This is a genomic window from Labrys wisconsinensis (genome assembly GCF_030814995.1).
In the GTDB taxonomy this organism is placed as follows: Bacteria; Pseudomonadota; Alphaproteobacteria; order Rhizobiales; family Labraceae; genus Labrys; species Labrys wisconsinensis.
The window spans coordinates 34,051-55,104 of sequence record NZ_JAUSVX010000009.1 but is presented as its reverse complement, the minus strand read 5'-3'; the positions used below and the strand labels follow the sequence as shown (position 1 = coordinate 55,104).

Genomic DNA, 21,054 nt, shown 5'->3' with positions numbered 1-21,054 from the left:
GCGCCGCCCGAGACCGGATCGGGCGGCGCGTCGGCGACGATGCCTATTTGGCGTTGAGAAGCTCGGGCACGCTCAGCAGCACGAACTCGTTGTCGTCCTGCCGGTCGACGGCGCGGCCGGCGGAGAAGGGCAGGTTGTTGTCGTTCGCGACGATGATGTGATCGGCATCGACGCGGGCGACGTTCTCGATGGTGATGAAGGGGAAGGTGAGCGTGCCGTCACGGCCGCCCTGCCTGGCCTTGTGGTCGGGATCCTGGATCGCGAGCAGGTCGATCGAGGCGATCTTGCGCAGGAAGCCGTCGGCATCCGCATCGGCGAGATCGACGAGATAGACCCGCTTCAGCCTGGCCGGGGCGGCGAAGCAATCGGGCTTCGGCTCGCCCTGGCAGGCCTTGGCCGCGTCGCCCTCGCCCTGGTCGCGCTCGATGATCAGGCCGCGGGTGCCGCCGATCAGGTTGAAGTCGCCGATCGAGTTGCCGTTGGCTTCGAGCCGGTACTTCCACGACTTGCCGGTGAAGCGCTTGCCGACCGCGTCGAATTCGAGGACGCGCAGATATTCGCGGCCCTGCGCATCGGCTTCCGGCGCACCCTTGGCCGGATCCCACAGGCCGCCCTCCAGGAGCGGGTACAGCGTCCGGCCGTCCTCGGACACGGCCATGCCCTCGAAGCCCTTGCTGCGGCGAGATTCGAAGGCCACCGGCCCGGGCGCTCCCGGCATGGTGAGGTAGGGATTGTCGGGCGAGCGCACCGGCCGGCCCTCGACCACGGTGTCGATCACGGTCAGCACCCGGCCGGTGGCGTCGGTCTCGATCAGGAAGGGGCCGAGCTCGTCGCCGAACCAGTAATGGTCGCCGACGATCTGCACCGATTCGATGTCGAAGTCGGCGCCGGTGAGATAGCGCTCCCTGGTCGCTTCGGTGACGATGCGGAACGGCACCTTCTTGTCGGGATCGCTGAGGAACAGCGTGTTCAAGAGCGCCACCCGGCCGGTCTGCCAGTCCGGCTTCACGCGGTGCACCATCAGCATCGCGTCCGGCGAATTGGCCTTGGAGCCGAAGCCGTTGTCGGTCAGGACGACATATTCGCCGTTGCCGACCGACAGGATGCCGCTGAAGCCCTGCACGGCCTGGCCGACGAAGGGAAAGGTCTGCCCGGTCTGGCGCACCGCGTCCTTGCTGCCGGTGGTGCCCATGACGCTGAACGGCCGGTCGATGCGGGCGAGCGTCGGGCCGGCGAACTTGCCCGAGGTGGCGAACATGGCCGGCGCGTCGGCCGGCGGCGCGGCGAAGGTCATGGCCGGCAGCACGGCGTGGCCGGCGAGCACCGCGGGCAAGGCCTGCGGTGCGGGCGTCTCGGCGCCGGCAGCGGCGGCGGACAGGGCGACGAGCAGCGCGGCCAGCGAGGCGGCGCGGCGATGGAACGATGACATGAATTCCCCCAACTCGATCCCAAAGGACGGCGGAGGTCTAGGCGGACGGGATGACAGTTGCATGGAGGCGGCGTGACGTGCCGTGGATATCCGCCGCCGGCCATCGCGGAATCATCGCCGCCGCCTTATATTGGCGCCATGCTCGACCGCGCCCGCACCAGCCATCCGGAACGCCGTTATCTCGACCTGATGGAGCGGGTCTGGCGGGAGGGCTCGCCGCGCCGCGACCGCACCGGCGTCGGCACCCGCGCCGTGTTCGGCGAGCGGCTGGCCTTCGATCTCTCCGACGGCACCATCCCGCTCCTCACCACCAAGCGGGTCTCCTGGAAGACGATCGTGCGGGAGCTCCTGTGGTTTCTGGGCGGCGAGACCAATATCCGTCCGCTGCTGCAGGACGGGGTCACCATCTGGACCGACTGGCCGCTGGCGCGCTACCGGCGCGAGACGGGCGAGGCGGTGACGCAGGCGGCGTTCGAGGCGCGGATCGTGGCGGACGAGGCCTTTGCGCAGGCGTGGGGCGACCTCGGCCCGGTCTACGGGGCGCAATGGCGCCATTGGCCGCGCTACGAGCCGGCGGGCGAGGGGCTGTTCCGCCGCACGCCCGAGGGCATCGACCAGATCAGCCGGCTGGTCCACGACATCCGCACCAACCCGAGCTCGCGCCGGCTCCTGTTCACGGGCTGGAACGTGGCCGAGCTCGACGGCATGGCGCTGCCGCCCTGCCACATGACCTATCAATATTTCGTCGCGGACGGGCGGCTCTCCGGCCTCCTGCACCAGCGCTCCTGCGATGTCGGCCTGGGCGTGCCCTACAATCTGGTCACGGCCGCGCTTCTCCTGCGCATGCTGGCCCAGCAATGCGACCTGGAGCCGGGGGAGTTCGTCTGGTTCGGCGGCGACGTGCATCTCTACGAGAACCATGGCGAGCTTGTCGCCACCCAGCTCGCCCGCGAGCCGCGCCCGTGGCCGACCCTCGCCTTCGCCCGGCGGCCGGCGTCGATCCTGGACTACCGCTTCGAGGATTTCGTCGTCGAAGGCTATGATCCGCACCCCGCCATCCCTGCGCCGATCGCGGTATGACGGCGCCGGCCGCGGTTCTCGCCGGTGACGAGGCCGATCCCCTGCCGATCGTGATGGTGGCGGCCATGGCCCGCAACGGCGTCATCGGCGTCGACAACGGCCTGCCCTGGCACATGCGCTCGGATCTCAAGCATTTCCGGGCCGCCACCTGGGGCAAGCCGATGATCATGGGCCGCAAGACCTATCAGTCGATCGGCCGGCCGCTGCCGGGGCGCGAGACCGTCGTGGTGACGCGTGACCCGGCCTTCGCGGCCGAGGGCGTGCATGTCGTCGACGGGCTCGACGCCGCCTTCGCGCTGGCGGCGATGCTGGCCCGGACCAGCGGTGCCGAGGAGATCATCGTCGCGGGCGGCGCCACCATCTATGCCGAGGCGATGAAGCGGGCCGACAGGCTGGTGATCACCGAGATCCAGCTCGAGGCGGAGGGCGATGCCGTGTTCCCGCCGATCGATCCCCTGCAATGGCTGCAGGCCTCGCGCACCGCCTACCCCCGCGGGGAGAAGGACGATGCGGCCTATGACGTGGTGGTCTGGCAGCGCCGCTGACGTGGTCCGGCAGCGCCGCTGACATGGTCTGGCAGCGCCGCTGACGCTTCGGGCTGAGAGACCGGGCATTGCCGCCTGCCCAGAGCCGGCGGTCAGATCTCGGTGGGTCTTATTTCTTTCTTAGGATCGCCCGGACGCCTCGTGCACGTGTCGGTCAAGTTGAGTCCGGGCCCGGATGGGCCGATGACTTGACGTTTGGGCAGAGGCAATAGAAATTTTCTATCGGACAACGATGCTGTGCTCTTGATCGCGCGTGATTCTCTTCCAGGTTGGTGGTTGCGACAATGCGACGTCGGTTGATCCGTCCGTCTCGGTCCATCCGGCCCGGGTCTGCCGATCCGCCGAACGTTTCAGACGGGAGGAGGGGCAGAGATGGACATTGCGACAAAGGGTGTCGGCCGGATCGCGTCCGGCGCGGGGTTGCTGGACAGGGAGCGGATCGTCGCCGGGCCCGGGTTCAACCGCTGGCTGGTGCCGCCGGCGGCGCTGTGCATTCACCTGTGCATCGGCATGGCCTATGGCTTCAGCGTGTTCTGGCTGCCGCTGTCGCGGGCGCTGGGCGTCAAGCAATCGGTCGCCTGTCCGGACCTGACGCTGGCCTCGGCGCTGTTCACCACGAGCTGCGATTGGCGCATCGCCGATCTCGGCTGGATGTTCACGTTGTTCTTCGTCGTCCTCGGCGTGTCCGCCGCCCTGTGGGGCGGCTGGCTGGAGCGCGTCGGCCCGCGCAAGGCGGGCGTCGTCTCGGCCCTGTGCTGGTGCGGCGGCCTCCTGATCTCCGCCGTCGGCGTCTACACCCACCAGCTCTGGCTGATGCTGCTTGGATCGGGCGTGATCGGTGGTGTCGGCCTCGGCCTCGGCTATATCTCGCCGGTGTCGACGCTGATCAAATGGTTCCCGGATCGGCGCGGCATGGCGACTGGCATGGCGATCATGGGCTTCGGCGGCGGCGCCATGATCGGCGCACCGCTGGCGAACATCCTGATGAACCATTTCAAGACGGAGACCTCGGTCGGCGTCTGGCAGACCTTCACCGCCATGGGCGTCATCTATGCCGTGTTCATGCTGGCGGGAGCCTTCGGCTACCGCATTCCGCCGGCGGGCTGGCGGCCGGACGGGTGGACGCCGCCGCCGGCGGTGGCGAAAGCCATGATCACCACCAGGAGCGTGCATCTCAGGGACGCTCACAGGACGCCGCAGTTCTGGCTGATCTGGGCGGTGCTCTGCCTCAACGTCTCCGCCGGCATCGGTGTGATCGGCATGGCTTCGCCCATGCTGCAGGAAATCTTCGGCGGCGCGCTGATCGGCCAGCCCAGCGTCTCCTTCCTCGATCTGACGGCGGAGCAGAAGACGCTGGTCGCCACGATCGCCGCCGGCTTTGCCGGCCTCCTGTCGCTGTTCAACATCGGCGGTCGGTTCTTCTGGGCCTCGCTTTCCGACAGGCTCGGCCGCAAGGCGACCTATTTCACCTTCTTCGCCCTCGGCATCGTGCTCTATGCCGCCGCGCCATGGGCCGCCCATATCGGCAGCAAGGCGCTGTTCGTGCTGATCTTCGGCGTGATCCTGTCGATGTATGGCGGCGGCTTCGCCACGGTGCCGGCCTATCTCGCCGACATCTTCGGCACCCAGTTCGTCGGCGCGATCCATGGCCGGCTGCTGACCGCCTGGTCCACGGCCGGCATCATCGGCCCGGTGGTGGTGAACTATATCCGCGAGTTCCAGATCGCCGCCGGCGTGCCGCGGTCGCAGGTCTACGACTACACCATGTACGTCCTCGCGGGGTTGCTGGTGCTGGGGCTGATCGCCAACGTCCTGGTGCGGCCGCTGGCGGACCGGTGGTTCATGAGCGAGGCGGAAGTGGCGGCGCTGCAGGCCAAGAGCGGTGCGCACGCGACGGGCGGCTCCTTCGGCATCGGCCGCGGTGGGCTGACGGGCCCGGCCCTGCTCGCCTGGGCGTTCGTCGGCATTCCGCTGCTGTGGGGCGTGTGGGTGACGCTCAGCGGCGCGCTGGTGCTGTTCCGCTAGGACGGCCGCCCGTCCTGCGCGCCGACATCGGGCGGGGCGAGAGCCTCGCCTGCCGGCGTTCCGATCCGATCCCTGGCGGTCCCGCCGGGTGGGCAGCCTTGCACCCCGGGCATTGACGGCGGCGCGATCGGTCGCCTATCGTCGCGGCGATGGGGATGGGGTCCCCCGAAACCGCCGCAAGGCTGATGACTCCTACCGGGCGCCTTGGCGTCGGTAGGAGCTTGTCTCAAGCACCCTTCCCGCACCAGCGCCCGTTTCGTCCACCCGGCCCTCCGCGAGGGGGGCTTCATTCCTCGTTTTCGTACAGGGGCGATCGGTGCAACATGGGAAGCGACCATCCGGCCAGAGGAGCCACGGCGATGCAGATCCCGGAAAAGGCCTCGCTCCTTCGCATCTTCATCGGCGAGGACGACAGGGCGGACGGCAAGCCTCTCTACGAGGCGATCGTGCTGCAGGCGCGGCAGGCCCATCTCGCCGGCGCCACGGTCCTGCGCGGCCCGCTCGGCTTCGGGCGATCGAGCCGGCTGCACACCGCCAAGATCCTGCGCCTGTCGCAGGACCTGCCGGTCGTGATCGAGATCGTCGACGCGGAGGCGAAGATCCAGGCCTTCCTGCCGCAGCTGAGGCGGCTCACGCAGAGTTGCCTGATCACGCTGGAAAAGGTCACCGTCGTCCATTACGGCGAGGACGAAACCGGCCTGATCCCGGACGATGGCAGCCCGCAGGGACTGGCCTGATGACGGCGGACGGAACACCTCCACGGGCTGCGATCGCCCGATGATGCTCGAAGCCTGTCTTCTCGTGCTGCTCGGCGGGTTCTGCGGCGGCCTCGCCCGGTTCTTCGTCTCCGGCTTGGTCGGTCGCCGCATCGGCGAGACCTTTCCCTGGGGCACGCTGGTGGTGAACGTCTCGGGGGCCCTCCTCATCGGCGGGCTGTCCGGGCTGGCCCGCGCCGCCGGCGGCGTGTTCGCCGGGGAGCTGTTCCGCGACTTCCTCTTCGTCGGCCTGTGCGGCGGCTACACCACGGTGTCCTCGTTCAGCCTGCAGACCCTGAACCTCGCCCTCGGTGGCGAGCGCGAGCCGGCCATGCTCTATGTCATCCTGTCGGCCGGCCTGTGTGTCCTTGCCGTGGCGCTCGGCTTCTGGTCCGTCGTCGCGGCGCTGCGATAGGAGGCCGGCATGATGGACCGCAAGACCATGCCCATCGTCATGGCCGTCGGCTGCGGCGCGGCGATCGGCTCGCTGCTGCGCTTCCTGTCCGGCGTCGCCATCGTCTCGGGCCTCGGGCTCAGCGCGCTCTGGGCGACCGCCTTCGTCAACGTGGTGGGATCCTTCATCATCATGGCCTTCGCCACGCTGACCGGGCCGGACGGCCGGCTCCTGGTCAGCCCGGCCGGGCGCCAGTTCGTGATGGGCGGCCTGTGCGGCGGCTTCACCACCTTCTCCGCCATGAGCCTGGACACGTTCGGCTTGCTCCTCGCCGGGGACCTGCGGCTCGGCGCGATCTATCTCGTCACGGTGGTCGGGCTCTCGCTCGCCGCCGCCTGGGTCGGTTACGGCGTTGCCGTGCGCATCAACAGGTAGGGCAGGCGATCCACGCCATGAAGCCGGCGAGCGTGCGGCAGCACGGGGCGCCGGCGGGGGCAGGTCCGGACCCGTCCGGGTCCGGACCTGCCCCCGGGTCCTACAGATCGCCTCTCAGAGGCTTGAGGCCGAGTGTGCAGACAGCGGACAGGATGGCCATCGCCGCCATGTAGACCGCGACCATGGCCGAGCCGCCGTACTCGGCGAGCAGGAGCGTCGCGATCAGCGGAGACAGGCCGCCACCCAGGATGGGGCCGATCTGCTGGACCAGCGAGAGGCCGCTGTAGCGAACCCGCGCCGGGAACAGCTCCGAGAAATAGGCGCCCTGCGCGCCGTAGACCGACCCATGGCCGATGGCGAGGCCCAGCGCGATCGCGAGCCAGATCATGCCGGTGTCGCCGGTGTCGACCATCGCGAAGAACACGATCGCCAGCAGCGCCTGGAAGATCATGCCGCCGATGTAGACGGCCTTTCGGCCGACCCGATCGGACAGGGCGCCGAACAGGGGAAGCGTGAGGCATTCCAGGGCGCAGCCGACGAGAACGCCGTTCAGGATGGTCTGCTTGGGAAGACCCAGCTGCGTCACGCAATAGGTGATCACGAACACCGCGTAGATGTTGAACAATCCGCTTTCGGCAATCTTGGCACCGATGCCGAAGAAGAGATTGGAGCGGTGATCGCGCACGGCCTCGACCACCGGAATGCTCGCAGGCACCTCTTCGGCCAGGACCCGTTGGAAGGCCGGTGTCTCGGCAATCTGGAACCGGATGAAGAGGCCGATGCCGACCAGCACGATGCTGAAGAGGAACGGCAGGCGCCAGCCCCAGCTCAGGAATTGCGCTTCGTCCATGCTGGTCGAGAGAAAGCCCAGCAAGGCGATCGGGATGAGAAAGCCCGCGGGAACGCCGACATGGACGAGCGAGCTGTAGAACCCGCGCCTTTCGGCAGGTGCGTGCTCGACCGTCATCGCCATGCCGCCGGCATACTCGCCCCCGATGCCGATACCCTGGAGCGTTCTGAGCAGGACGAGGCCGATCGGGGCCAGGATGCCGATCTGATCGTATGACGGCATCAGGCCGATCAGGACCGTGCCGATGCCCATGATCAGGATGGTGACCAGCAATGCCGTCTTCCGGCCGACGCGATCGCCGAAATGTCCGAAGAGGATGCCACCCAGCGGGCGGGCGCAGTAGCCGACGAAGAACGTCGCAAAAGCCGCCAGCGAGCCGACCAGCGGATCCAGGCTCGGGAAGAAGATCTTGTTGAACACCAGAGCGGTTGCGGTCGCGTAGAGCGTGAAGTCGTAATATTCGATCGTGTTGCCGATCGCGCTGGCCAGGGCGACCTTCGCGATCGTCTGGCCTTCCGGATGGGCCCGGGCCGCCGGCTCGCGGCCGGGCGCCCTCGCAACCGGAGCCGCTCCGATATCTGCACTCATCGTCATTTCCTCCGTGGCGTCCCCCGTGCCGGACGGGGCGACGCGTCTTGCTCGTCGTCGGATTCTGAATGTCCACTATACGGACATTAGGAATGACGAGGTTTTGCACGACTTGTCAATCCTGTTCTCTATACCGCAACGCGATGACGCGCGGTGAATGGAATGGGCCCGTGGACGGTTGACCTCCAAAAGTACCGGCGCTAGGTATGTCCGTATTCCGGACAATCAAGCGAAGGAATGACAGGAGGACGACGTGCATACCAAGCTCACGGGCATCATCCCCCCACTCACGACGCCGTTCGACGCGGACGGCGAGATCGACGAGCGCGCCTTTCGGGCTCAGGTCCGCTTCATGCTGAGCCAGGGCGTCCACGGCGTCTGCGTCGGCGGCAGCACCGGCGAGGGCCACACGCTGTCCATCGATGAGTTCAAGCGCCTGATCGGCGCCTGCGCCGAGGAATTGAACGGGCAGGTTCCCCTGGTGGCAGGCATCATCGCCAACAGCACCCGGGAGGCGATCGCGAGAGCCCGGGCGATCGACGAGTTCAACGTGTCGGCCCTGCAGATCACGCCGGTCCACTACGTCTTCAAGCCGGACGAGGACGCGACCGTCCGTCACTTCACGACTTTGACCCAGGCCGTGAAGCAACCGGTCATCATCTACAACGTCGTGCCCTGGAACTATCTGAGCCCTGCGCTGCTGCTGCGGATCATGACCGAGCTGCCGGGCGTCATCGGCGTCAAGCAAAGCGCCGGCGACCTGAAATTGATGGCCGATCTGCTTCTCGACGTGCCGAAGGGCAAGATCGTCCTGACCGCGGTGGACGCGCTGCTCTATCCCTCGTTCGTCCTCGGCGCTCACGGCACCATCGCGGCCAATCCCGCAGCCGTGCCGCGGGCCTGCGTCGCGCTCTGGGATGCGGTCCGCAGCGGAGATCATGGCGCGGCATCGGCAATTCATCGCCGGCTCCTGCGCTTCTGGAACACGATCAGCGCCGACAACCTGCCGGCCTGCGTCAAGTATTCCCTCGAGCTGCAGGGGTGCTCCGTCGGATTGCCGCGCCAGCCGATGCCCCCGGCGTCCGAGCGTCAGAAGGCGGCGATCGGCCCTGCGCTCACATCGTTGCTGGAGGGGCTCGACTCCCCCGGGATGAGCGTCGCGGCTGAGTGACGTCGCCGACTGAGCGTCCTTGCCCTCGCCGGTGGCGCGCAGACCTCTTCGCGCCACCGGACATCGCAGTGAAAGCGATCCGATTGCTTCTTCAGGCGCCGAGCCGTAGCCTCGGTCCATCATGCTGAACAGACTGCCAGATGCCGACCCGTCGACCGCGGAGACGGGGCGCCAGAATGTCAAATCGCTCTTCAAGATGCTCGACGTCCTGGAGTGCTTCTCGGCGGTCGACCGCGAGTTGTCCGTCGTCCAGATCGCCCAGCAGACGGGACTGCCGCGCACCACCGTTCATCGCATCGTCGACAGCCTGCGCGGCGTCGGCTTCCTGGATCAGGACGCCAGCCGGGAGCGCTATCGCCTGGGGCTCAAGCTGTTCGAGCTCGGCAGCACGGCCTTGACGAATCTGCCCCTCTACCGGGAGGCGCAGCCCTATGTCGACACCCTGTCGGAGCTGAGCGGCGAGACGGTGCATCTTTGCGTCTTCGACGGAACGCGGATGGTGTTCGTCAAGCGCTCGGATCATGGGGCCGGCCGGCCCCACAACATCGTCACGACGATGGAGGCCACCCCGTGCCACAGCACGGGGGTCGGCAAGGCGGCCCTGGCCTTCCAGGGAGAGGCGGTGATCGAACGCGTCATGAAGCTGGGCCTGCGCTCCTTCACGGCCGCGACCATCGTCGAGCCGGAAAAGCTGCGTGAGGAGCTCGGCGCGATCCGCTCCAGGGGATACGCCGTCGACGACGGCGAGCATGAGGCCGGGATCCGGTGCGTCGCGGCGCCCATTCGCAACGGCACGGGCCGGGTCTTCGCGGCGATCAGCGTCAGCGGCGCGCAACGCCGCGTGACCACGGGGCGCATTCCGGAGCTCTCCCGCCTGGTGATCAGCCATGCCAAGCTGGTTTCGGGGCGCCTCGGCTACCGCCCCTAAGCAGGTTGTCCCGAACCTGCTCACATCTAGGAAGCTGCTCGGGCACGGGCTTTCCCGACAAATATCGCCGTCTTCCGCTTGACCGCCCGGCGCGGAGGTTCTACAACCTCGCAACTTTTGCACATGGGAGCACTCGCGTGCGCAACATCCTTATCGTAGGTTTCGCGTCATCGATGGAGCGGGGATAGACCCCCGGACTCTCCTCTGATGACGCGCATGGGCCCCTCGAGGGCCTTTTTTATTGCCCGAACGCCAGCAGACGAAGCCTCAGAACGAAATCCAAGGACGACGACGATGTCGACGATGCAGATGACCGGCGCGGAAATGGTGGTGCAGGCCCTGGTGGACCAGGGCGTCGAGCACCTCTTCGGCTATCCCGGCGGTGCTGTCCTGCCGATCTATGACGCGATCTTCCAGCAGGAGAGGCTGCGCCACGTCCTGGTGCGGCACGAGCAGGGCGCGGTCCACGCGGCCGAGGGCTATGCCCGCTCGACCGGCAAGGTCGGCTGCGTGCTGGTGACCTCCGGTCCCGGCGCCACCAACGCGGTCACCGGCCTCACCGACGCGCTGATGGATTCGATCCCCCTGGTGTGCATCACCGGCCAGGTGCCGACGCATCTGATCGGCTCGGACGCCTTCCAGGAGGCGGACACGGTCGGCATCACGCGTCATTGCACCAAGCACAACTACCTGGTGAAGCGGATCGAGGACCTGCCGCGCATCCTGCACGAGGCCTTCCTGATCGCCTCGTCCGGGCGGCCCGGGCCGGTGGTGATCGACGTCCCCAAGGACATCCAGTTCAAGACCGGCACCTATTTCAAGCCGACCGAGAACATCCACAAGACCTATCGTCCGCGCCTGGACGGCGACATGGACAAGGTGCGCGCCGCGGTGGCGCTGATCGCCGGCGCGAAGAAGCCGGTGTTCTACACCGGCGGCGGCGTGGTCAATGCCGGGCCGCGCGCCTCGGCCCTGCTGCGCGACCTCGCCAAGCTGACCGGCTATCCCGTCACCTCGACGCTGATGGGCCTCGGCGCCTTCCCGGCCGCCGATCCGCAATGGCTGGGCATGCTCGGCATGCACGGCACCTACGAGGCCAACTGGGCGATGCACGAGTGCGACGTGATGATCAACATCGGCGCGCGCTTCGACGACCGCATCACCGGCCGCATCGACGCCTTCGCGCCGAACAGCCGCAAGATCCACATCGACATCGACCCGTCCTCGATCAACAAGAACGTCAAGGCCGACATCGGCATCGTCGGCGACGCGGCGCATGTGCTGGAGCAGATGCTGTCGGTCTGGCGCGAGTCCAAGCCCGCGGTCGACAAGGCGGCGCTGAAGGCCTGGTGGGACGAGATCAACCATTGGCGGGCCCGCAAGTCGCTGGCCTATCGCCGCTCCGACACGGTGATCAAGCCGCAATACGCCATCGAGCGGCTGTACCAGCTGACCAAGGACCGCGATCCCTACATCACCACCGAGGTCGGCCAGCACCAGATGTGGGCGGCGCAGCACTTCCACTTCCAGGACCCGAACCGCTGGATGACCTCCGGGGGCCTCGGCACCATGGGCTATGGCCTGCCGGCGGCGATCGGGGCGCAGATGGCGCATCCCAAGTCGCTGGTGATCGACATCGCCGGCGAAGCCTCGATCCTGATGAACATGCAGGAGATGTCGACGGCGGTGCAGTACCGCCTGCCGGTCAAGGTGTTCATCCTCAACAACGAATATATGGGCATGGTGCGCCAGTGGCAGGAATTGCTGCATGGCGGGCGCTATTCGGAGAGCTATTCGGAAGCGCTGCCCGACTTCGTCAAGCTGGCGGAGGCCTATGGCGGCGTCGGCATCCGCTGCTCGAACCCGGCCGAGCTCGACGACGCCATCCGCGAGATGATCGACACGCCGCGCCCGGTGATCTTCGACTGCGTCGTCGACAAGACCGAGAACTGCTTCCCGATGATCCCCTCGGGCAAGGCGCACAACGAGATGATCCTGGGCGATGCCGCCGAGGATATCGGCTCGATCATCGATGCCAAGGGCAAGCAGCTGGTGTGAGGCCTGGGCTATGACGTTTCACACCCCCCTCCGCCGTTCGAGAACGACTGGACAGAGCATGACCGGATCCGCCTATTTCATGGCCTCCTCCTCCGCCGCCCTCGAGACCCACACCCTGGTGGTCGAGGTCGACAACGAGCCCGGCGTGCTGGCCCGCGTGGTCGGGTTGTTCTCGGGGCGCGGCTACAATATCGAGAGCCTCACCGTCTCCGAGACGCAGCATGCCGAGCACGTCTCGCGCATCACCGTGGTCACGACGGGCACGGCCAACGTCATCGAGCAGATCAAGGCGCAGCTCGAGCGCTTGGTGCCGGTGCACAAGGTCGTCGACCTCACCGCCACCGGCCGGGCGCTGGAGCGCGAGCTGCTCCTGATCAAGGTGCGCGGCAAGGGCGAGGACCGGGTCGAGGCGCTGCGCCTCGCCGACGCCTTCCGCGCCCGCGTCATCGACGCGACCACCGAGAGCTTCGTGTTCGAGCTGACCGGCAAGGGCGAGAAGCTCGACCAGTTCATCGAGCTGATGCGCCCGATCGGCCTGGTGGAAGTGTCGCGCACCGGCATCGCCGCCATCGCGCGGGGGCCGGAAGGGCTGTGAGAGGGCGGGCGGGTCGAGCGGGGGGATGGGTGCACGCGCGACGCCAGCCGTTCCCCTCCCCCTTGCGGGGAGGGATAAAGGGTGGGGGTCCATCAGGACAGCGCGCGCCCTACGCCGACGACCCCCACCCTTTATCCCTCCCCGCAAGGGGGAGGGAAGACGCAGGCGTTGCGTCCGATCTACGACCGGCCCATCTCGCCCCACCCTTTGACGAAAGAGTCCAACCGCTCCTCTCCACCCTCTCAATACATCCCTATCCCGCCGTTCACCTCGATGATCTCGCCGGTGAGGAAGCTCGCCGCGTCGCAGGCGAGGTAGAGGCAGGCGCCGGCGACGTCGGCCGGGGTGCCTTCGCGCTTCAGCGGCGTCTGGGCCACCGTGGCCTGGCGCTTGTCGGGCGTGGAGAAGCGGTCGTGGAAGCGGGTGCCGATCAGGCCGGGCGACACGCCGTTGACGCGCACGCCGCTGCCCGCGACCTCCTTGGCCAGCGCCCGGGTGAAGGTGTGGATGGCGCCCTTGGCCGCGGCATAGTGCGCGGCGCTGGTGCCGCCGCTATGCGCGGCGATCGAGCCCATGGTGACGATGGCGCCGCTCCGGCGCGCGATCATGCCGGGCAGGGCGGCCTTGCACACCATCACCGTGGAGAGGACGTTGACGGCGAAGGCCTCCTGCCACAGGGCGGTCGTGGTCTCGACCGTCGGCGCCCGGGCGATCAGGCCGCCGGCATTGGTGACGAGGACGTCGATGCGCCCATAGGCCTTTTCCGTCTCGGCCACGGCACGGGCGCATTCGCTCTCCCGGGTGAGGTCGGCCTGCAGCGCCAGCACGCGCTCGCCGCCGAAAGCCGCGACGATTTCGGCCGCGCCGGCGCCGCTGGTGGCATAGGTCAGCGCCACCTCGGCGCCTTCGCCGGCGAAGGCCTCGACGATGCCCCGGCCGATGCCGGAGGCGCCGCCGGTGACCAGCACGACGCGACCCTTGAAATCGAACACGGACATCGGACGGCTCCACGCAGTTCGGGACGGAGTTTGGGACGGACTTGGAGAATCGGTTTGGGCTGTTGCCAGCGGCACGGCGAACCGCTATTCGCCCAGGAAATTTCGAAACTCGGAAATTTTATAACAACCGCAGGCCTGAAAGGATAAGAACCATGCGCGTCTACTACGATCGCGATGCCGATCTCAACCTCATCAAGACCAAGAAGGTCGTCATCGTCGGCTACGGCTCGCAGGGCCGCGCGCATGCGATGAACCTGAAGGACTCGGGCGTGAAGGAGATCGCCATCGCCCTGAAGGCCGGCTCGACCACGGCCAAGAAGGTGGAGGCCGACGGGCTCAAGGTGATGACCGTCGCCGAAGCCGCCCAGTGGGGCGACCTCCTGATGATGGCGGCGCCCGACGAGCTCCAGGCCGACATCTACAATGACGAGATCGCGCCCCATATCCGCGACGGCGCGGCGATCGCCTTCGCCCACGGCCTCAACGTGCATTTCTCGCTGATCGAGCCGAAGAAGACCGTCGACGTGATCATGATCGCGCCGAAGGGCCCGGGCCACACCGTGCGCGGCGAGTACCAGAAGGGCGGCGGCGTGCCTTGCCTGATCGCCATCCACCAGGACGCCTCGGGCAATGCCCACGACCTCGCCCTGTCCTATGCCTGCGGCGTCGGCGGCGGCCGTTCGGGCGTGATCGAGACCAGCTTCAAGGAAGAGTGCGAGACCGATCTCTTCGGCGAGCAGGTGGTGCTGTGCGGCGGCCTGGTCGAGCTGATCCGCGGCGGCTTCGAGACGCTGGTCGAGGCGGGCTACGCCCCCGAGATGGCCTATTTCGAGTGCCTGCACGAGGTGAAGCTGATCGTCGACCTCATCTATGAGGGCGGCATCGCCAACATGAACTACTCGATCTCCAACACTGCGGAGTTCGGCGAGTACGTCACCGGCCCGCGCATCGTCACCGAGGAGACCAAGGCGGAGATGCGCCGCGTGCTTAGGGATATCCAGTCCGGCGCCTTCACGTCGGAATGGATCCGCGAATGCCGCGCCGGCCAGCCGAAGTTCAAGGCGACGCGCCGCATGAACGACGCCCACCCGATCGAGGCGGTCGGCGAGAAGCTGCGCGGCATGATGCCGTGGATCGCCAAGAACAAGCTGGTCGACAAGGCCCGCAACTGAGCGGCTGTCTCTAGCGCAAATCCCCTCTCCCGGTGGGAGAGGGGACGCTTTGTTCGTCATGCCTCGGGAAACATGGCGCTCGGGGCGAAATCCCGGCGCGTATAGTCGACGGTCACGAATTTCCCGCCCTGATACCGTTCCGCCACGGGGTCGTTCGTGACCCTGCCGCGAACGCGTTCGGCTTGATCGTCAGAGCTGTCGCGCGGCGTCCAGCCGATCCTGTCCCGGGCATCGTGCCGCCAGAAGCTGCGGCTGTTGTCCGAAGCACCCCAGATGATCGAGCAGTCCACGCTTTCGGCGTCTGCGCAGCTTTGGATCAGGCGGACGAAATCGTCATGCGAGATCCAGGTCGACAGCATTCGTTCGTCTGGAACCTCCGGCAGGACCGAGCCGATGCGGATCATCACGCTTTCGACGGCGTGCTTTTCCCAATAGAGGCGGGCGAGCATTTCGCCATAGGCCTTCGACAGGCCGTAATGGCCGTCCGGACGCAGATGACAATCATGATCCAGGACGGTCGACCGGTCATAGAGGCCGACCGCGTGGTTGGAGGAGGCGAACACGACGCGCGCCTTCTGGGCGCGGGCGGCTTCGTAGACATGGAAGCTGCCTCGCAGATTGGGGCCGAGAATGGCTTCGAAGGACTGCTCGGTGGAGACCCCGCCGAAATGCAGGATCAAGCCGCAGCCCTGGGCCAGGCTCGCGATGGCGTCCCGGTCCTCCAGATCGGCCCGCTCGAACGTCGCTCCCGATGGAAGCGGGATGGGCAAGGGCACGATGTCGGTCAAGCGCAGGCGCCACCCCAATGCCGCGAGCCTGTTCGTCAGCAGGCGTCCGATCGTACCGGATGCGCCGGTCAACAGCACCGGCCTGTCAGGGGCAGCCACAGTCTATCCTTTCCGTGCCTGGCACGAGGGCGGCGCGAGACCGGCGACAGCTGGCACCACTCGTGCCCTCGTGGGGGGACGAGCGTGCAATCCGCGCTCGATAAAGCGATAGAAAGAGCATATTATCATATGACCAGATAAAATCATTGCCAAGACTCACGGTTCGTCTCTCGCTGCTGGCTGATCATGACACGCGTTCCCGCTTCCCCTCTGCCCCCGACGCTCAGCCGCACGGCGCAGGTCGCCGACTGGTTCGCGCGCGAGATCCGCAGCGGTCGCTTTGCGAGCGGCGAGAAGCTGCCGACCGAGCAGGAGCTGATCGGACAGTTCAATGTCAGCCGCACGGTGATACGCGAAGCCATGGCCTCGCTGCGCTCCGAGGGCCTGGTGGTCAGCCGCCAGGGCTCGGGCGTGTTCGTGGCCGATCATGAGACGAACACGACATTCCGCATCGTGTCGGACGAGGTTCGTTCCCTGACCGAGGTCCTGAACGTGCTGCAGCTCCGGCTGGCGGTGGAGTCGGAAGCGGCCGGCATCGCCGCCGAGAAGCGCACCGACGAGGACCTTGCGCAGATGCGGCGCTGCCTCGACGTCATCGACGCGTCGATCGCCGCGGGCGGCACGGCGATCGAGTCCGACTTTGCGTTTCATCGCGCCATCTCGTCGGCCACGGGCAACCCCTATTTCGAGCGCTTCATGCATTTTCTGGGGCCGGTGATCATCCCGCGGCAATCGATCCGACCGAAATCGGAAACCCCGGACCAGCGTCGGCACTATCTGGAGCAGGTCCAGATGGAGCACCGGCGCATCTACCAGGCGATCGAGCGCCGGAACGTCGAGGCCGCTCGCTTCACGCTGCGCGAACATCTGGAGGCCTCCCGGGAGCGCTACCGCGGGATGTTCGATCATCCCTCGGCGCGCTGAGCCGATCTTCGCCGATCGGGGCCGGGGTCCCACGGGGATCAGTGGCCGGCGACCTCGCGTCCGCCCCGCATGGGCATCGCGCAGGATTCGATGAGAGTGGCGAGTTCCTCCTGTTCCTCGGGCCTCAGGTCGAGAAGGGGAAGCCTGACCGGTCCGCAATCGATCCCGGCGATGCGAGCGCCCGCCTTGACGATCGAGACGGCATAGCCGGCCCGCCGATTGCGGATGGCGAGATAGGGGAGGAAGAACCGTCGCAGCAGGTCGTCGATCTCCGACCTGCGGCCGGCACGCAAGGCGTTGAAGAATTGCAGGGCCGTCGCGGGGGCGAAATTGTAGATGGCGGACGAGTAGGTCTTCATGCCGATGGCGGCAGCCGCGCTGGCGTGAACCTCGGCCGTCGGCATGCCGCCGATGAAGATGAGGCGGTCGGCCATGCGGTAGCGGAGCGCGGTGAGCAGCTCGACATTGCCCACGCCGTCCTTCAGGCCGATGAGGTTCGGGCAGTCCTCGGCCACCCGGTCGAGGGTTTCGGCGGTCAGGATCGCATTGTCGCGATTGTAGGCGATCACCCCGATCCCCACGGACCGGCAGATCGCCGTGAGGTGCCGGCGCAGGCCCTCCTGCTCGGAATGGACGAGGTAGGGCGGCAGGACGAGCAGGCCATCCGCGCCATTCGCCTCGGCGGCCTGGGCGAACTCGATCGCCATGCGGGTCCCGTATCCGACGCCGGCGAGCAGTGGAAGACCGTCGGGGACCTCCTCCGACGCAGCCCGCACCACCCGCTTGTATTCATCGAGGGTGAGCGAGAAGAATTCGCCGGTTCCCCCCGCCGCGAACAGGCCGCCGGCGCCCGCGGCTCCCTGAAGCGCCACATGGGCGCGGTAGCCATCCTCGTTGAAGGCTCCCGCCTCGTCGAAGAACGTGAGCGGAAAGGATAGGAGGCCCTGACCAAGCCGGCTGATCAGATCGGAGGGAGAGACAGTCAAGACGAATGCTCCGTGTCTGTGCGAGGCTGTCGCGATCGGGCGATCGGGAAATCCTCGAGGTTCGCGCGTCGGGCCGAACGCTCGCCCGGGGCCGTTCCACCCATGGCCGTCCTGCCCGAGCTCATGCCGGACCCGGTCCGGCCCCGGCCGCTGCGGCCGCGATCGCGGTCCGGCCCAGGCCCGACTTGACGATGCGGATCAGCTCCTCCTCGCTCGTCTGCGACGTGGAAGCGTCGAGCACGATTTCACCGGAGTGCAGGAAGTTGATGCGGTCGCAGGCTTCGAAGACCTGGTTGTAGTTGTGGACGATCAGGATGACCGAGACGGCGCGTTGCCGGCGAAGGTTCTGGATCAGGCCGAGCACGTGGGCGCTTTCCCGCACGCCCAGGGCGGCCAGCGGCTCGTCGAGGACCAGGATGGTGGGCGAGGAATAGATCGACCGGGCAACGGCGACGCATTGGCGCTGGCCGCCCGACAGCAGGTCGACCGTGCTGTCGACGCTGGGGATGGAGATCCCCAAGGTCTTGAGATAGGTCTGGGCGAGCTCGCGCATCTTCCCATTGTCCAGCAGCTTCAGGCCGAGGATGCGCTTGTGGTATTCGCGCCCCAGGAACATGTTGTGGTAGACGCTGAGGTCGCCGATCAGCGCGAGATCCTGATAGACCGTCTGGATGCCATGGGCGCGCGCGTCGCGCGGCGAGCCGAAGCGGACTTCCCGGCCCCTGGAAACGATCGTGCCGGTATCGGGCTGGTGAAACCCGGAGAGGATCTTGATCAGGGTGGACTTGCCGGCGCCATTGTCGCCGACCAGGGCCAGCACCTCCCCTTGACGAAGCTTGATGCTGACATCGACGAGCGCGGTGATGGCGCCGAAGCTCTTGCTGATGTGGGACATCTCGAGGATGACGGGGGCATCCGGCCCGAGAGCGGGAATATCGTCCGTGTTCACAGGCGCCTCCGCGTGCGGAGCCGGTCGACCTGGACGCTCAGGATCATCGCCGCGACGATCGCCACGCCGAGATAGATATCCGACACGGTGGCCTGGGCGCCTATCATCACCAGGCCATTGTTGAGCGAGGCGACCACGAAGGCGCCGATCAGGGAGCCGATGGCCGTGCCGGACCCGCCGAGCAGCGAGGTGCCGCCGATGACGGCCGCCGCGATGGCCTGGAGCGTCAGGAAGGGGCTGCCGGCCTGGGGATCGGCAGACGCGAACTGGGCGGTGTTGATGATGCCGGCAAAGGCCGCGCATCCGCCGGCGATCATGAAGTTGCAGACCTTGATCCGGTCGGTCCGCACGCCGATCTCCTTGGCCCCGACGATGTTGCTGCCGGTCGCAATGGTGTGGAGGCCGAACGTCGTCCGGTTCAGCACCAGCGCCAGGGCCGCGACGACGAGCACGGTCCAGACAAACGGCGTGAAGGCGGTCAAGCCGTGCCAGGACCAGAGGGAATCGGAGGGGTCGAACAGGCTCTCGCCGAAGATCGCGCTGAAGGGCTCTTCCACCGGAGCGACGATCGGCTGGCTGTTGTAGATCGAGACGACGATGCCCTGCAGGAAGAACAGCGTGCCGACGGTGGTGATCAGGGAGGGCACGCGGAAGCGCACCGTGATGATGCCGTTGACGAAGCCGACCAGCACGCCGAGCGCGATGCCGACCGCGGCGCCGACGGCGAGGGGGACGCCCCAGACGATCGACATCAGGACCATGATGTAGGGGGCGAGCGAGAAGGTGCTGCTGAGGGACAGATCGATCTCACCGGTGATCATCAGCATGACCTCGGCGACCGCGATCAGGCCGAGGCGGCCGGTGTCGCGCAGGACGACGCTCATGAATTGCGAGGAGAGAAATCCGCCGCCGCTGCCGATCTGGAAGTAGATGACGAGAATGATCGCAACGACGGCGATGCTGGCCTCCCGATAGCGGGACAGGAGGAAGAGCACCCTCTCCAGCATCGTGGTCGGCATCGCGATGCCGACCTTGCGCGTCTCTTCTCTGCTGGGTTCGCTCGCCGTCACCATGCGTGCCTTCTCTCAGTCCGGGGTCCGGACGCATCACCGAAGGTCGATGCGCGTCCAACAAGCCGCCTGGGCCTCGGGGCCGCCTCCTCGACGCTTTCGCCGGTCCCCGGCGACGTCATGTCGGCTCGGCGGTGCTGCGGCCCTCGAAACGGGTCTGGCCGACATAGGCGTCGACATTGTCCTTGGTCACGTAGGCCTGGCTGGTGTCGCTGTTGGCCGGGCCGACCAGGCCGCCCGAAAGCTTGTAAAGGTACATCTGCTGCACGGGCAGGAAGCCTTGCAGATAGGCCTGCTGGTCGGTGGTGAAGGCGACGTCGCCGGCCTTGATGAAGCCGAGGGTCTGGGGGAAGAGATCGAACCCGGCGACAGCCGTTCCGGTCTTCGCCAGGCCATACTTGTTGGCGACGAAGCCGCAGGCATAGGTGTCCGAGCCGCCGGTGCCGAACATGCCGGCCATGGTCTTGTGGCTGAGATAATAGCTCTCGACGCGCGATATCTCCGTCGCCGGGTCCGGGCCGGTGTTGACGACGTCATAGGTGATCTCGTCGCCATGGTCCTTGATGGCCTGGATATAGCCGTCCAGCCGGGGCTGGGTGTTCAGCGAACCGGGAACGCCGATGGAGAGCATGACGTGCCCGCCCTTGGGCACCAGCTTCAGCCATTTCAGGGCGGAGTTGTATCCGGACTGGTACAGAGGTTGACCCACATAGGAGAGGCGCTTGTTGGGGCTGCCGGCGGGCACGTCGGCGTTGAAGGCGATGACCGGAATGCCGGCCGCAGAGGCCATGGCCGTCGCCGCGTCGAAGGCCTTCGGATCCACCAGGCAGACCGCGATGCCGTCCGACTTCTGGGCGATCGCCGTCTGCATGGCGCTCACCATTTCCGAGACGACGTTCTTCTGCGAGCCGGTCCATTGATAGCTGCACCCGAACGCGGCGCAGGCATCCTGGATGCCGTAGATGGTGGGCGTGAAGAACTGGTCCAGCGTCACATGGCAGACGAAGTGGAACTTGTAGGCCTTCCTCGGCAGGCCGCCGGTCGGTTGCGGCGCGTCCTCCGCTGACGCCGCGCCCAAGCCGCCGGCAAGTCCCGCGATCCCCAAGCCCAGCTTGGCTGCGGTGGTGAAGGCCGTGCGCCGGCTGATCCCGCTGCCGGCCCTTGTGGTTTCCGCCTGATCCTGGATGTCGTCCACGGGTAACCTCCCTTTTTTCT

General features: G+C 67.0%; 20 protein-coding genes and 1 riboswitch. Of the genes, 12 read left to right on the top strand and 8 right to left on the bottom strand.

Going from position 1 to position 21,054, the window contains the following annotated elements:
* Positions 1–43 precede the first annotated feature (43 nt).
* Complete coding sequence (locus QO011_RS22345; RefSeq protein ID WP_307276666.1) at positions 44–1,429, bottom strand: esterase-like activity of phytase family protein; 1,386 nt, start codon at positions 1,427–1,429, stop codon at positions 44–46.
* Between the two features lie 138 nt (positions 1,430–1,567).
* On the opposite strand from QO011_RS22345, the gene QO011_RS22340 reads away from it, so the two are divergent.
* The 6 genes from QO011_RS22340 to crcB (QO011_RS22315) all read left to right on the top strand — a co-directional run bounded on the left by QO011_RS22340 (position 1,568) and on the right by crcB (QO011_RS22315) (position 6,663).
* Positions 1,568–2,509, top strand: coding sequence for a thymidylate synthase (locus tag QO011_RS22340; RefSeq protein ID WP_307276663.1), 942 nt, complete (start codon positions 1,568–1,570; stop codon positions 2,507–2,509).
* Positions 2,506–3,054 (top strand): dihydrofolate reductase, encoded by a 549-nt coding sequence (locus tag QO011_RS22335; RefSeq protein ID WP_307276660.1) that lies wholly within the window; start codon positions 2,506–2,508, stop codon positions 3,052–3,054. Before QO011_RS22340 ends, QO011_RS22335 begins: the two co-directional genes overlap by 4 nt.
* Positions 3,055–3,426: 372 nt before the next feature.
* Positions 3,427–5,079 (top strand): OFA family MFS transporter, encoded by a 1,653-nt coding sequence (locus QO011_RS22330; protein ID WP_307276658.1) that lies wholly within the window; start codon positions 3,427–3,429, stop codon positions 5,077–5,079.
* A gap of 142 nt (positions 5,080–5,221) precedes the next feature.
* Positions 5,222–5,281: riboswitch (Fluoride riboswitch) on the top strand.
* A 157-nt stretch (positions 5,282–5,438) separates the two neighbouring features.
* Entirely contained in the window at positions 5,439–5,816 is a 378-nt protein-coding gene (locus QO011_RS22325; RefSeq protein ID WP_307276655.1) for a DUF190 domain-containing protein, read from the top strand.
* A 40-nt stretch (positions 5,817–5,856) separates the two neighbouring features.
* Positions 5,857–6,249, top strand: a complete 393-nt coding sequence (gene crcB, locus QO011_RS22320; protein ID WP_307276652.1) for a fluoride efflux transporter CrcB — start codon at positions 5,857–5,859, stop codon at positions 6,247–6,249.
* 9 nt (positions 6,250–6,258) lie between these two features.
* Positions 6,259–6,663 carry a fluoride efflux transporter CrcB gene (crcB, locus tag QO011_RS22315; protein ID WP_307276650.1) on the top strand — a complete coding sequence of 135 codons (405 nt, stop codon included), beginning with the start codon at positions 6,259–6,261 and terminating at the stop codon, positions 6,661–6,663.
* A gap of 100 nt (positions 6,664–6,763) precedes the next feature.
* Here crcB (QO011_RS22315) and QO011_RS22310 read toward each other — a convergent pair whose 3' ends face one another.
* Positions 6,764–8,101 (bottom strand): MFS transporter, encoded by a 1,338-nt coding sequence (locus QO011_RS22310; RefSeq protein ID WP_307276647.1) that lies wholly within the window; start codon positions 8,099–8,101, stop codon positions 6,764–6,766.
* 253 nt (positions 8,102–8,354) lie between these two features.
* On the opposite strand from QO011_RS22310, the gene QO011_RS22305 reads away from it, so the two are divergent.
* The 4 genes from QO011_RS22305 (at position 8,355) to ilvN (ending at position 12,853) form a co-directional block, all read left to right on the top strand.
* On the top strand, positions 8,355–9,272 hold the full coding sequence (locus QO011_RS22305; RefSeq protein ID WP_307276645.1) for a dihydrodipicolinate synthase family protein: 918 nt from the start codon (positions 8,355–8,357) through the stop codon (positions 9,270–9,272).
* Positions 9,273–9,393: 121 nt separating this feature from the next.
* Complete coding sequence (locus tag QO011_RS22300) at positions 9,394–10,200, top strand: IclR family transcriptional regulator (RefSeq protein WP_307276642.1); 807 nt, start codon at positions 9,394–9,396, stop codon at positions 10,198–10,200.
* Between the two features lie 294 nt (positions 10,201–10,494).
* Positions 10,495–12,258 (top strand): acetolactate synthase 3 large subunit, encoded by a 1,764-nt coding sequence (locus QO011_RS22295; protein ID WP_307276640.1) that lies wholly within the window; start codon positions 10,495–10,497, stop codon positions 12,256–12,258.
* A 58-nt stretch (positions 12,259–12,316) separates the two neighbouring features.
* Positions 12,317–12,853: an acetolactate synthase small subunit gene (ilvN, locus tag QO011_RS22290; protein ID WP_307276636.1), complete on the top strand. Its 537-nt coding sequence runs from the start codon at positions 12,317–12,319 to the stop codon at positions 12,851–12,853.
* 242 nt (positions 12,854–13,095) lie between these two features.
* Here ilvN and QO011_RS22285 read toward each other — a convergent pair whose 3' ends face one another.
* On the bottom strand, positions 13,096–13,851 hold the full coding sequence (locus QO011_RS22285) for an SDR family NAD(P)-dependent oxidoreductase (protein WP_307276633.1): 756 nt from the start codon (positions 13,849–13,851) through the stop codon (positions 13,096–13,098).
* Between the two features lie 152 nt (positions 13,852–14,003).
* Here QO011_RS22285 and ilvC point away from each other — a divergent pair, with 152 nt between their 5' ends.
* Complete coding sequence (gene ilvC, locus QO011_RS22280; RefSeq protein WP_307276631.1) at positions 14,004–15,023, top strand: ketol-acid reductoisomerase; 1,020 nt, start codon at positions 14,004–14,006, stop codon at positions 15,021–15,023.
* Positions 15,024–15,079: 56 nt separating this feature from the next.
* On the opposite strand, the gene QO011_RS22275 is transcribed toward ilvC, so the two are convergent.
* Positions 15,080–15,910 carry an NAD-dependent epimerase/dehydratase family protein gene (locus QO011_RS22275; RefSeq protein WP_307276628.1) on the bottom strand — a complete coding sequence of 277 codons (831 nt, stop codon included), beginning with the start codon at positions 15,908–15,910 and terminating at the stop codon, positions 15,080–15,082.
* A gap of 186 nt (positions 15,911–16,096) precedes the next feature.
* Here QO011_RS22275 and QO011_RS22270 point away from each other — a divergent pair, with 186 nt between their 5' ends.
* Positions 16,097–16,834 carry a FadR/GntR family transcriptional regulator gene (locus QO011_RS22270; RefSeq protein WP_307276625.1) on the top strand — a complete coding sequence of 246 codons (738 nt, stop codon included), beginning with the start codon at positions 16,097–16,099 and terminating at the stop codon, positions 16,832–16,834.
* A 38-nt stretch (positions 16,835–16,872) separates the two neighbouring features.
* On the opposite strand, the gene kdgD is transcribed toward QO011_RS22270, so the two are convergent.
* From kdgD to QO011_RS22250, 4 genes are all read right to left on the bottom strand, one after another.
* The gene (kdgD, locus tag QO011_RS22265; protein ID WP_307276621.1) at positions 16,873–17,820 is read right to left on the bottom strand and encodes a 5-dehydro-4-deoxyglucarate dehydratase; all 948 of its coding nucleotides are present in this window, start codon (positions 17,818–17,820) and stop codon (positions 16,873–16,875) included.
* Between the two features lie 121 nt (positions 17,821–17,941).
* Positions 17,942–18,769 (bottom strand): ATP-binding cassette domain-containing protein, encoded by an 828-nt coding sequence (locus QO011_RS22260; RefSeq protein WP_307276619.1) that lies wholly within the window; start codon positions 18,767–18,769, stop codon positions 17,942–17,944.
* The gene (locus QO011_RS22255; RefSeq protein ID WP_307276618.1) at positions 18,766–19,842 is read right to left on the bottom strand and encodes an ABC transporter permease; all 1,077 of its coding nucleotides are present in this window, start codon (positions 19,840–19,842) and stop codon (positions 18,766–18,768) included. Before QO011_RS22255 ends, QO011_RS22260 begins: the two co-directional genes overlap by 4 nt.
* Before the next feature lie 115 nt (positions 19,843–19,957).
* Positions 19,958–21,034: a sugar ABC transporter substrate-binding protein gene (locus QO011_RS22250; protein WP_307276615.1), complete on the bottom strand. Its 1,077-nt coding sequence runs from the start codon at positions 21,032–21,034 to the stop codon at positions 19,958–19,960.
* Positions 21,035–21,054 lie beyond the last annotated feature (20 nt).